Consider the following 12,009-nt stretch of genomic DNA (forward strand, 5'->3'; position numbering starts at 1 on the left):
TTAGTTTTTCAACTCGGTTTCCGGTTGCTGCACAGCCGGCACCAATGGGTTTCCGTCCGCGTCTATCTCTATGATGTTATCAAAACCAAGTTCATCCAATTTACTGGCAATCTTGGCACGATCACCCACCATAAACCAATTAACGGCCTCTGGCTTTACCACTTGGGTACTTACCTTGCGCACATCATCCAGTGAAAGGCTCCGTACATTTTGGTCATAGGTTTCATAATAGTCATCCGGTAGATTGTACCGAAGAAGATTTCTAATGGAGGTATTCACCGCGCTGTTGGTTTCCCATTGCCCGGGCAAACTTAACACTTGGTTTGTTTTTACCTTATCGAGTTCTTGTTGGGTAGCGGGGCGCGTAGAAATAAATTCCGAAATCTCCTTTCTCAATTCGGTAACGGATTCCGAAGTTTTATCTGTTTGAACCGGTGCATAAACAATAAAAGGTCTTTCTTCTTTGGACCCAAGTACAAATCCACCTGCACCGTAGGACCAATGTTTGTCTTCCCTTAGGTTCATATTGATTCTTGAGGTGAAATCCCCTCCAAGTATACTTACCATTTGTTCCAGAGCAATTTCCGAAACACCACCATACTTCTCTGTTAGATGTCCTGCAATTATAACCGACTGTTGTGATTCCGGTCTGTTCATTAAATACAGGGTATTTTTGGAATTCACTTGTGGCTCATTGAAAACTACCGTGGGAACATCTCCCTTTTTCCATTTGCCAAAAGTTTTTTCCAACTTGGACTTTAGCTCAGACATTTCAATGTCTCCCGTTACAATAAGCGTAGCATTGTTGGGTTTCATCCAAGTCTCATAGAATTTCACTACATCTTCACGGGTGAGTTTTTCCACAGTTTCTTCATATCCTGTTCCCGTATACGGATTGCTGTAGGGGTGCCCTTCACCATACATATACTTGTTCATAACCCGAAGCGCCATGGAAATGGGTTGGGCCTTTTCGTTTTTGATGTTGTTGATTTGCTCATTTTTCAGACGTTCAAACTCGGCTTCTGGAAAGACTGGGTTCAACACCACATCAGAAAACAAGTCCATACTGGCATCAAAACTTTGTTTCAAGGTGGTCATGAACACGTTGGACTGGTCTTGGTTGGAAAATGTATTCAAACTAACGCCCAAAAGCTCAGATTTTTCACTGATTTCCAAGGAATTTAAGTCCTTGGTTCCTTCATCCATGAGGTTCATGGCCAACTGGGCAGTACCCGGGCTGGATAGGTAATCCGTTTTATAGCCAGCATCAAACACCATATTGACCACCACCGTGGGAACACCTGTACGCTTTGCCAAAACAACATTCAATCCATTGGATAGTTGTGCCTTTTCCAAATTGGGAAATTTTGAACTTTTTTCAGGACCAAGTGCCGGTAAGCTAGAGCGATCCACAGTAGATTTCTCAACACTGTATTCCGGAAAAGGATTGCAAACCAGAACGTGTTTCCCCTTGCTCAACCATTTCTCGGCCGTTTTTTGGATATCGGAAACTGTTGCGTCCTCTACAAATTTCAACACGGTTTTGTAATAGGCTGCATCTCCAAAATAAGTCTGGTTGGAGGCCAGAATATCTGAGACTCCCCCAAAACCACCAATCCTTTCCAAACCTTTTATGAAATTGGAAAAATACGCTGCTTTTACCCTATTCAATTCAGCCTCAGTAGGGCCTTCATCCATTAACTTTTGGATTTCTTCCTCCAATTGAATTTTCAATTGATCTGCATCCTGACCGGGTTTCACATTCAACCAGGTAATAAACCTGCTGGAAATCTCACTGGAGGCCTGGAAGGAAACGGCCTGACTGACCGTCTGGTCCTCATACACGAACCTTTTGAACAAGCGCGAATTTTTACCGCTGGTCAAAATGGCAGAAATCAAATCAAAGTGTAGGTCCTCTTTGTTACCAAATTGAGGTGTGTGCCAGGCAAAGAGAACCCGGGTCTCGGGAACCCTGTCCTCATAAACTTGATAGGTATCCTGACTCCTTTCTGGAATGCGTACCTCTTGACGTTCAATGGTTGGTCCGGCGGGAATGTCACCAAAATATTTCAAAACACGCTGGTAAACATCCTCAGGATCTATATCGCCAGCCACTGCAACTACAGCATTGGCTGCTCCATAATATGATTTGAACCACTCCTGAACATCTTCAAGGGAAGCCGCGTTCAAATCTTCCATTTCACCAATGACCGTCCACGAATATGGATGACCTTTGGGATACATGGACTTGGTTAAATAGTTCCACTGTTTTCCATAGGGTTGGTTCTCTCCCTGTCTTTTTTCATTTTGGACAACCCCACGTTGCTCATCCAACCGGGCTTGATCAACGGCACCCAGCAAATGTCCCATTCTATCTGATTCCAGAAAAAGCACCTGATCTAGGGCAGAAACTGGAACATTTTGAAAGTAATTCGTCCTATCCGTATTGGTGGTTCCATTTAGATCCGTACCCCCTATACTTTCCAAAGCTTGGAAATAATCTTTGTTAAAGTTCTCACTACCGTTGAACATTAGATGTTCAAACAAGTGTGCGAACCCACTTTTACCTGGTTTTTCGTTTTTGGAACCTACATGATACCAAACGTTCACAGCAACAATGGGTGCTTTATGATCTTCATGGACCAATAGAGTAAGTCCGTTGGGAAGTCGGTATTTTTTATGCGGAATTTCAATTTGATCCGCTTTAAATTGAAAGTTTTGTCCCAGCTGTGATTGTACACAAAACAGGACCATTACCAAGAAAGTCAAAAGTCTCTTCATGACATAAAATTTTCGTTAAGTGATTGATGTTAAAACTGTTTAACAAGGTACTAAATTTTTATCATCCTGTCCGGCTAGCTCTTGCAAAGGCCTATTGTAAAGTTTATTCTCATCCTCAGTGCCTATTTAATTTTTGATGCCTATTTTTCTTTTGTTGAAACATAATTTATACTTTCACGAAAACAAAATCCCCCACCAATGAAAAATAATCTTTTGATCCATTTAGGATTGGCAATTCTAAGGATCGTTCCTTCAGCCTTTATGCTTACCCATGGCTATCCGAAATTCCAAAAGTTGATCAGCGGAAATATGGAGTTTGCCAACCCCATTGGAATAGGTCAAGGACCCTCTTTGTTCTTGGCAGTGCTTGGCGAATTTATTTGTCCCATTTTAATGATTATCGGGTTAAAAACGCGTTGGGCCGCGATTCCAACCACCTTGGTTATGCTGGTGGCAGCATTCCGGGTGCATGCAGAGGATCCTTTTGGCACCAAGGAAAAGGCACTTCTTTTTGCTGTGGTTTTCATAGTGGTGTTCTTGCTTGGTCCTGGCAAGTATAGCGTGGACAAAAAATAAGATTAAACTATTGCCGTCAGCATTTCCTTAAGCAAATCGGCTTGGGCCATGTTGCTGGCACCTACTCCTTTTCCTTTTAAATCCAATTGGCGAAGATTGGAAATAATGGCGCTCACCCTTTTCATTGGATAGTTTTTGGCTGCAACGGTAAATTCATTTACAAAGTAGGGATTAACACCCAACACTTTGGCTACGTTGCCTGGAGAATGGTCATTGAGACCATGGTACTTTAAAAGCTGCGTGAAAAATGTGTTCAATAGGGTTATAGTGACCACAAAAGGATTATCCTTGGGATTTTGGGCAAAGTAATCCACAATGCGAGCCGCTTTTTTAACATCTCGCTCTCCCAGGGCCTTTTTCAATTCAAAGTTGTTGAAATCTTTGCTAATTCCTATATGCTGTTCTATAAGTTCCGGGGTAATCTCAACGTTGGAAGGCACGACGAGGGTTAGCTTGTCCAATTCATTGCTTATTTTGCTTAAATCGGTTCCAAGAAACTCCACTAACATGATGGCTGCCTTAGGTGAAATTTTATACTTCTTACCAGACAAGGTTCGCCTGATCCATTCCGCTACCTGATTTTCGTACAGCTTTTTACTCTCGAATAGTTCCCCCGTTTTTTGAACGGCTTTGTACAGTTTTTTCCGTTTGTCCAGCTTCTTATATTTATAGCAAATCACCAAGATTGTGCTGGGTTGTGGGTTTTGCGCATAGGTAACAAAGTTCTCTATGGTTCTGGAGAGATGTTGCGCTTCCTTAAGAATTACCACCTGATGCTCTGCCATCATAGGAAACCGCTTGGCATTACCAATGACTTCATCCACAGTCGTATCCCTTCCATAGAGCACCATTTGGTTGAAACCCTTTTCGTCCTCCGTCAATACGTTGTCAGCAATATATTGGGAAATCCGGTCTATATAATAAGGTTCCTCCCCCATTAAAAAGTAAATGGGTTTGGGATTCCCCAGTTTTATGTCAGAAACTATTTCCTTTACCCTATCCATTCAGAAAAAATCGTCAAATTTGTCCCATGCAGCCATTGGACTTCCCTTCATATCCGTTCCGACTCAAAAGTAGCGAAAAAGGGCTCCAAATCTTCGACATTATTCGTAAAAAATTTGTGTTGCTGCAGCCCGAAGAATGGGTCCGCCAACATGTGGTTCATTTCTTGGTCGAAACAAAGAAATATCCAAAAAGTTTAATCAACGTAGAGAAACAGCTGGTAGTTAACCATTTAAAAAAACGATACGACGTGGTCGTGTTTCAACCTAATGGGTCCATTAATCTATTGGTGGAATGCAAGGCTCCGGAAGTTACTATTGACCAAACCACTTTTGATCAAATAGCCAGATACAATTTACAATTGCATTCCAAGTATTTAATGGTGACCAACGGATTGAACCATTATTACTGCAAAATGGATCTTGAAGGTGAAAAATATAAGTTTTTGAAGGAAATTCCTGATTTTAGCCGTTAATTTGCTGCCATTTTGAAAGTTGCGGTCGTCATACTGAATTGGAATGGGAAAGCTTTGCTTGAAAAGTTTCTCCCCACCGTCATGTCCCATTCCGAAAACGCCAGTGTCCATATGGTGGATAATGCAAGTGAGGACGATTCCGTCCAATTCCTAAGAGCAAACTATCCCAGTGTACAGGTTATTACGAATGCCACCAATGGCGGATTTGCCAAGGGCTATAACGATGGCCTAAAACATGTGGATGCCGATATCCTCTGTTTATTGAATTCCGATGTAGAGGTTACTCCCAATTGGTTGGATCCTGTACTGGAAGTTTTTAAGACACGACCCGAAACTGCCATAGTTCAACCCAAGATTTTGGATCTAAAACGGCCAGAGTATTTTGAGTATGCCGGAGCCGCAGGAGGGTTCATTGACCGTTTGGGTTACCCATTTTGTAGAGGAAGGATCTTTCAGGCCCTGGAAAAAGATTCGGGTCAATATGATGACATCAAAGAGGTTTTTTGGGCCACCGGTGCCTGTATGTTTATTAAAAGTGAGGTCTTTAGGTCCCTTGGTGGGTTTGACGAGGATTATTTTGCACATCAGGAAGAGATTGACCTTTGCTGGAGGGCTAAGAATCAGGGGCATCATGTGCTGTATGTTGGACATAGCCATGTGTTCCACCTTGGGGGTTCCACACTCACCAACATGGATCCCAAGAAAACCTTTCTTAATTTCAGGAACTCCCTCTACTCCATTACCAAGAACTTACCCGGTAAAGTTGCTTTCACTATAATCTTTTTTAGGTTGTTGTTGGATGGGATTGCCGGGGTCCGGTTTATCCTTCAATTAAAATTTGGCCATTGCCTCGCCATTATGCGTGCGCATCTCAGTTTTTATAGTAACTTTAGAAAACTTTACAAAAAGAGGGAAAAAGCAAAAGTTTTATTAAAATACTATTCCGCAACATCCATTGTTTGGTCTCATTTCGTACATCAAGTGAAGCGATTTAACATTTTAGTAAAAGATTAACGATGCCGAAATACGCCAACTTTGCAATTTCTCTAATTTTGGCGAATAGTTTAAGCAGTGAAATATCTAACAATTCTTAATAATTTATACCCAGTACTATGAAAAAAGTTTTCCTAGGAACATTGTCCATGGCAATTTTGTTGTCATCTTGTGTATCACAAAAAAAATATGCCGATCTTGAGGCCAAACAGAAAGAGACCCAAGATTTATTGAATTCTGCAACCGTTAAACTAAACGATTGCCTTGAAGAAAAAGCAACTGCTTCTTCTCGATTACAGACCCTTGAAGATCAAAACGCCTTTCTAAAGGCCAACAACCAAGAATTGATCAACAACATGGGGAATTTAACCACCCTTACTACCAAAGGAGCTGAGAACCTTGAAAAATCTTTGGAAAGCCTAAGGGAAAAAGATTTGACCATTAGAAGATTGCAGGATGCTGTAACCCGTCGAGATTCTGTGAACCTTGCCTTGGTTCAGAGTCTAAAAGGAGTTTTGGGCAATCTTGACGATGAAGACATTGAGGTAAGTGTTGAAAAAGGTGTGGTATTTGTTTCCATTTCAGACAAACTTTTGTTCAGAAGCGGAAGCTACAACATCACCAATGCAGCCAAGCAAGTATTGGGCAAAGTAGCCAAAGTGGTGAACAACAAACCTGATTTTGAATTCTTGGTAGAAGGACATACGGATAATCTTCCTTTCTCAAGTGGTGTTTTGGTTGACAACTGGGATTTGAGTGCCAAGCGTGCTACTTCCATTGTAAGAACCTTACAGAATGATTTCAACGTTGATCCAAAACGTATGACAGCAGCAGGAAGAAGCTACTACGTACCGTTGGCTTCCAACGATACGGCTGGTGAAAGAGCTAAAAACAGAAGAACACGTATTGTTGTATTGCCAAAAATTGATCAATTCTACAGCATGATCGAGGAAGGCATGAAGGATCCAGCCATTGGCGGTTCTGGCAACTAATCGAAAGCATTAAAAAAACCAGAAAAGGCGACCCAAATGGGTCGCTTTTTTTATTTAGAAGATATCCAAGTCCCCTTTTCCCTCACGGACGATTTCAGGATAACCGCTGGAAAGATCCACCACGGTGGAAGCTATATTGCCACCATATCCCCCATCAATCACAACATCTACCAATTCTCCCCATTTTTCATAGATCAGTTCTGGGTCTGTAGTATACTCCAAAATATCATCCTCATCATATATGGAAGTGGAGACAATCGGATGGCCCAGTTCCCTGACCAAGGCCCTTACAATCTCATTGTCGGGAACACGAATTCCCACCGTTTTCTTCTTCTTGAAATCTTTGGGAAGGTTGTTGTTTCCTGGTAGAATAAAGGTATAGGGTCCCGGAAGGGATCGCTTCAATATTTTGAAAGTAGAGGTGTCTATCTGGCGCACAAAATCGGACAGATTGCTCAGGTCGGCACAAACAAAGGACCAATTGGCCTTTTCCAACTTCACTCCCTTAATTCGAGCAATACGCTGCAACGCCCTGGAATTTGTAATGTCGCAACCCAGGCCATACACCGTATCCGTAGGATAGATGATCAATCCGCCCTTGCGCAACACATCTCCTATTTTCTCAACCTGTCTAGGGTTGGGGTTCTCCTCAAAGAGTTTGATCAATTCAGCCATTTCATGCGAGGTGTTAACCTTTTTTCGAGCTACAAAGTAACAAAGAATATCCCCAAAAGCGGCATTCGTCAATTCATATGGGCCATCCGTCAATTGTGTCCAGAAAGTAAGCTCTCGAACTTGCATTTTTGATAAAGTACAACCCAATCCATCCAAAAATGATAAACTCCAGAATACGATCATTCACCCTTCTTGGCATTTTCACCATTTTCTTGACAAGCTGTGGCAATCACAATCTATCCAAAAAGACACAAACCCCTCCCCATTTTGAGCATGGTAGGGAACTCATTGCCCATCTAGACTACAATGTTTCCCTTCTTAATGACTTAGACGCAAACCATACGGGTTTTAATGAAAAGGCGGTTTTGATCAACGAGCAAATTCGAAAAACCATAGAGCGAATCCAATCCAAAAAGCTGCTGAAGGAGGTTTGTAAATCATATAGTATTCTGGAACATGATTTTTTATTTACCATTTCCAGGGACGAAAAAATCGGCGTGTTTTCATGGGAGTCTAGAATGCAAGGAGCTTTTCAAGGTATTCGGAATATTGCCCTTTATACCAATAATGGCAAAATAATCCCTACCTCTTTATATGGAGATTCCATGATTTATCAGCAAATCCACACAATCAAAACTGGCACAAAAAACTTTTATCTGTTACAAGGTCAAGGTGTTACCAATATCAACGAAGAATTCTTCCGAATAGATAGCTATACCATCAATGAAAATGGAATGGAACTCGCCAAAATCTTTCCCAACAGGCAAAGTTCCATCGTTTCCCAGTTGGATTTTAATGTTGAAATGGATGGTTCCCTAATTCTAAAACCAGAGACTTGGGGAACAACACTGGCTTATAGACCATTGGAGCTCCAGGCCGATCATAAAAGCGTGAACTACATTGAAGCCTCTACTACCATTGGCCATAAAATAAACTCCAAAGCCTTTGAAATTAAAAGTTCAGACAACTTCCTCCAAGGCTCGGAAGCAGCTAAAACATTTGAAGGGACAAATAGTAGAACTTTTTTGTTTGAGGATGAGCTGGAGGTGCAAATGAATTATAATGAAGAGGAGGACAAGTCATTAACCCTTATTGGGAATGGTGATTTTAAAATTCATTGGGAGGGAAAAACAAGTTTAGTTGCCAAAAAAGATGGTTTTCTGTTCTTTTCAGAAAAATTGGACACAAACAAGGAAATGCTACATCTGTATGACATCGATAGCAAAAGTTTCAAGTGGACAAGCCCTTTGACCAAGGCTTTTATCTTGGACGACTCCATCCTTTTTGCAGAGAAAACCGAATCCTATTTGGTTTCCAATGCCCATGAAGTATCATGCGGTTCATCAGTTGGAATCAATAGGGCCTATTTTAAAGTTTATTCGGTACGTTTTAGGGAGAAGCATCCCATCGTGGAATTTACCAACCAGATTTTTTGCAGTAGCATTGCGAACAATCAGCTAGCCAAGTTGTAACCGGCTTTTTGATTCAATGATTGAAAATGAAGGCGTTATTGGTCAAGTACCTCCAGTTTCGCGAATCTGAGCAGTAGTTTTTTAATATCCCCTTTTTCAAATTGAATCTCGGCTTTTTTGTCATTACCCACACCTTCTATCTTAATGACTTTACCCCTGCCAAAACGGGTATGGTTAACAAGACAACCTTCAATGAGGTTAGGATCTAAGGCATTGGTATTTGTAGCTGAAAGCTCTGGTTTTAGTTTTCTTAGTTTACGCAGTTGATTTTCATTGGGTCGATTCGCCGAAGATGGGGTACCGTTTTGCGGTTTTATCTGTCTCAACTTGCTCTTGTCCACATCCCCGAAAATATCAGCATTGATCATGGATTTGTAGCGATATCCATCATTGACCGGGGTTAAGTTTTCCACATATTGCTCCTCAATCTCTTCCAAAAAGCGGCTGGGTTCAGCGTCAATTAGCTTACCCCAGCGATATCTATTTTGGGTATAAGTGAGATAGGCCTGTTTCTCAGCTCGGGTCAGCGCTACATAGAACAATCTCCGTTCTTCCTCCAATTCGCTACGTGTGTTCATGCTCATGGCCGATGGGAACAAATCCTCCTCCATTCCCACAATGTACACGTACGGAAATTCCAATCCTTTGGCTAAGTGAATCGTCATAAGGGCCACTCGGTCATCATCCCCAGTGTCCTTATCCATATCGGTTGCTAAGGCCACGTCCTCCAAAAACTCCGTCAGGCTCCCAGTGGAATCAGCCAGTTCTTTTTGCCCCTCCACAAAATCCTTGATTCCATTCAAGAGTTCTTCAATGTTCTCCATCCGTGCAATGCCTTCAGGTGTCCCATCTTTTTTAAACTCTAGGAGTAAGCCTGTTTTTTTGGCAACATGTTCCGCCAAGATAAAGGCATCCGAACCTTCGTTCATGATTTGGAAACTCTTTATCATGGTCACAAAATCGCCTAACTTTCTTTGGGTTCCAGCATTGATCTTTAGTTCCAATTTGGACAGGTTATCCATAACCTCGAAAATTGAACGACCATAATGGTTGGCCGCTACAATAAGTTTATCCACAGTGGTCTGACCAATGCCTCTTGCCGGAAAATTGATCACCCGTTTTAGAGCTTCCTCATCTTTGGGGTTGGTGATCAAACGCAAATAGGCCAGCACATCCTTAATTTCTTTTCTTTGATAAAAAGAAAGTCCTCCATAAATCCGGTAGGGAATATCCCTTTTACGCAAGGCATCCTCTATGGCCCTGGATTGGGAATTGGTCCGATACAATACCGCAAACTCACCATTCATCAATTGATGCTGCATCCGGTTCTCAAAGATGGAACCCGCAACATAACGCCCTTCTTCCGCGTCGGTGATACTTCTATGGATTTTTATCTTATTGCCTTCGTCATTGGAAGTCCAAACCACTTTTTCAAGCTGGTTTTTGTTTTTGGCGATAATGGAGTTGGCAGCATTGACAATGTTCTTGGTTGATCTATAATTCTGCTCCAAGCGATACATTCCAACATCGTCGTAATCCTTTTGGAAATTGAGAATGTTGCTAATATTGGCCCCGCGGAAAGAATAAATACTTTGTGCATCATCCCCCACCACACAAATGTTTTGGTACCGGTCTGATAAAGCCTTCACAATAAGATACTGGGAATGGTTGGTATCCTGGTACTCATCCACAAGGATATACCTAAACCGGTCCTGATATTTCATAAGTACCTCCGGAAAGCGGGTCAAAAGCTCATTGGTGCGGAGTAGCAGGTCATCAAAATCCATGGCCCCCGCCTTAAAACATCGATCTACATAGTTCTGATAAATCTCTCCCAGCCTTGGGCGCTTCGCCATGGCATCAGCTTCCACTAACTCCGGGTTCTGAAAATAGGCCTTGACGGTAATTAAACTGTTTTTATAGGAAGAAATCCGGTTCTGTATTTGTTTATACTTATAAATATCCTTATCCAGTCCCATTTCTTTGATAATGGACGCAATCAATCTCTGGGAGTCTTGAGTGTCATAGATGGTAAAATTGCTTGGATAGCCCAATTTATCACCATCAAACCGAAGTAGCTTTGCAAAAACTGAGTGAAAAGTTCCCATCCACAGGTTTTTGGCTTCAGAATTCCCAACAATGGTGGCAATCCGTTTTTTCATTTCACGGGCCGCTTTGTTGGTAAAGGTCAAAGCCAGAATATTGAAGGAATCCACCCCCTGCTCCATCAAATGCGCAATCCTATAGGTCAATACCCTCGTTTTGCCCGATCCAGCACCTGCGATAACCATCAAGGGGCCATCCTTGTGCAATACCGGTGCCCGTTGCGCATCGTTCAATTCATCCAAAAAAGTATCCAAACGCTCAGGTATTTAAAAAGTAAAGGTGAAAATAGCCAATATTGAACTCATGCTAAAATGATCCTGTTAATACTTATAAACAGCAATCCATTTAGCTCGAATTTGATATATTTAGAGACTAATTTGAAACTGAATGAGATTCCATCTCCTAGCTTTACCCCTGTTTGTTCTTTTTAGCTGTATTACAAATTCCCAAACCGCAGAGGCCGGACCGATCATAACTGATTTTGGGAAGGTTTATGAAGTAAACAACCCAGATTACAAGGTTCAAAAGGACATCACCTTTAAGGCTGTGATCGATGTGACCGGAAAGGCGGATTCCCATAGCAGTAGAAACGCACGTATTGAAACCGCAGCCCGTTTTTTAAATATGCACGCCCAAAGTGGGGTTCCCAACAACCAGTTGAAAGTGGCTTTGGTTGTGCATGGCGGAGCCAGTAAGGATGTATTGTCCAATGTGGTGTATCAGAAAAAATATAAAAAGGACAATCCCAATTTGGAGCTGGTTAAATCCCTTTTGGAAATTGATGTGCCGGTCATAATTTGCGGACAGTCCGCTGCTCACAATAAAATTGCCAAAGAAGACCTTATTCCGGGGGTACAAATTTCCCTGTCGGCCATGACGGCTTTGGTCCAACTTCAAAATGAAGGCTATCAACTTATAAAATTTTAAAATTGAACAT

10 protein-coding genes are annotated in these 12,009 nt (G+C 41.8%); 6 read left to right on the forward strand and 4 right to left on the reverse strand.

Annotated elements, in window-relative coordinates; genetic code table 11:
- Positions 1–2,781 (reverse strand): M16 family metallopeptidase, encoded by a 2,781-nt coding sequence (locus FGG15_RS03710; protein WP_138833340.1) that lies wholly within the window; start codon positions 2,779–2,781, stop codon positions 1–3.
- Between the two features lie 198 nt (positions 2,782–2,979).
- Here FGG15_RS03710 and FGG15_RS03715 point away from each other — a divergent pair, with 198 nt between their 5' ends.
- Complete coding sequence (locus FGG15_RS03715; RefSeq protein WP_138833342.1) at positions 2,980–3,357, forward strand: DoxX family protein; 378 nt, start codon at positions 2,980–2,982, stop codon at positions 3,355–3,357.
- Positions 3,358–3,359: 2 nt separating this feature from the next.
- On the opposite strand, the gene holA is transcribed toward FGG15_RS03715, so the two are convergent.
- A complete protein-coding gene (gene holA / locus FGG15_RS03720) occupies positions 3,360–4,361 on the reverse strand; it encodes a DNA polymerase III subunit delta (protein ID WP_138833344.1) in 1,002 nt (333 codons plus the stop codon).
- Between the two features lie 26 nt (positions 4,362–4,387).
- Between holA and FGG15_RS03725 the strand changes: the two genes are divergently transcribed.
- The 3 genes from FGG15_RS03725 (at position 4,388) to FGG15_RS03735 (ending at position 6,819) form a co-directional block, all read left to right on the forward strand.
- A complete protein-coding gene (locus FGG15_RS03725) occupies positions 4,388–4,834 on the forward strand; it encodes a type I restriction enzyme HsdR N-terminal domain-containing protein (RefSeq protein WP_138833346.1) in 447 nt (148 codons plus the stop codon).
- Positions 4,835–4,846: 12 nt separating this feature from the next.
- Positions 4,847–5,848, forward strand: a complete 1,002-nt coding sequence (locus tag FGG15_RS03730; RefSeq protein WP_138833348.1) for a glycosyltransferase family 2 protein — start codon at positions 4,847–4,849, stop codon at positions 5,846–5,848.
- A 98-nt stretch (positions 5,849–5,946) separates the two neighbouring features.
- The gene (locus FGG15_RS03735) at positions 5,947–6,819 is read left to right on the forward strand and encodes an OmpA/MotB family protein (RefSeq protein WP_138833350.1); all 873 of its coding nucleotides are present in this window, start codon (positions 5,947–5,949) and stop codon (positions 6,817–6,819) included.
- A gap of 54 nt (positions 6,820–6,873) precedes the next feature.
- Here the strand turns inward: FGG15_RS03735 and FGG15_RS03740 are convergent, their stop codons facing one another.
- On the reverse strand, positions 6,874–7,494 hold the full coding sequence (locus FGG15_RS03740; protein ID WP_138835380.1) for an L-threonylcarbamoyladenylate synthase: 621 nt from the start codon (positions 7,492–7,494) through the stop codon (positions 6,874–6,876).
- A gap of 158 nt (positions 7,495–7,652) precedes the next feature.
- On the opposite strand from FGG15_RS03740, the gene FGG15_RS03745 reads away from it, so the two are divergent.
- Complete coding sequence (locus FGG15_RS03745) at positions 7,653–8,966, forward strand: hypothetical protein (RefSeq protein ID WP_138833352.1); 1,314 nt, start codon at positions 7,653–7,655, stop codon at positions 8,964–8,966.
- A 35-nt stretch (positions 8,967–9,001) separates the two neighbouring features.
- On the opposite strand, the gene FGG15_RS03750 is transcribed toward FGG15_RS03745, so the two are convergent.
- The gene (locus FGG15_RS03750; RefSeq protein WP_138833355.1) at positions 9,002–11,326 is read right to left on the reverse strand and encodes an ATP-dependent helicase; all 2,325 of its coding nucleotides are present in this window, start codon (positions 11,324–11,326) and stop codon (positions 9,002–9,004) included.
- Positions 11,327–11,459: 133 nt separating this feature from the next.
- Between FGG15_RS03750 and FGG15_RS03755 the strand changes: the two genes are divergently transcribed.
- Positions 11,460–11,999, forward strand: a complete 540-nt coding sequence (locus FGG15_RS03755; RefSeq protein ID WP_138833357.1) for a DsrE family protein — start codon at positions 11,460–11,462, stop codon at positions 11,997–11,999.
- Positions 12,000–12,009: the final 10 nt, after the last annotated feature.

Origin of the sequence: Flagellimonas algicola, from assembly GCF_005937185.1 — a bacterium.
Taxonomy (GTDB): Bacteria; Bacteroidota; Bacteroidia; order Flavobacteriales; family Flavobacteriaceae; genus Flagellimonas; species Flagellimonas algicola.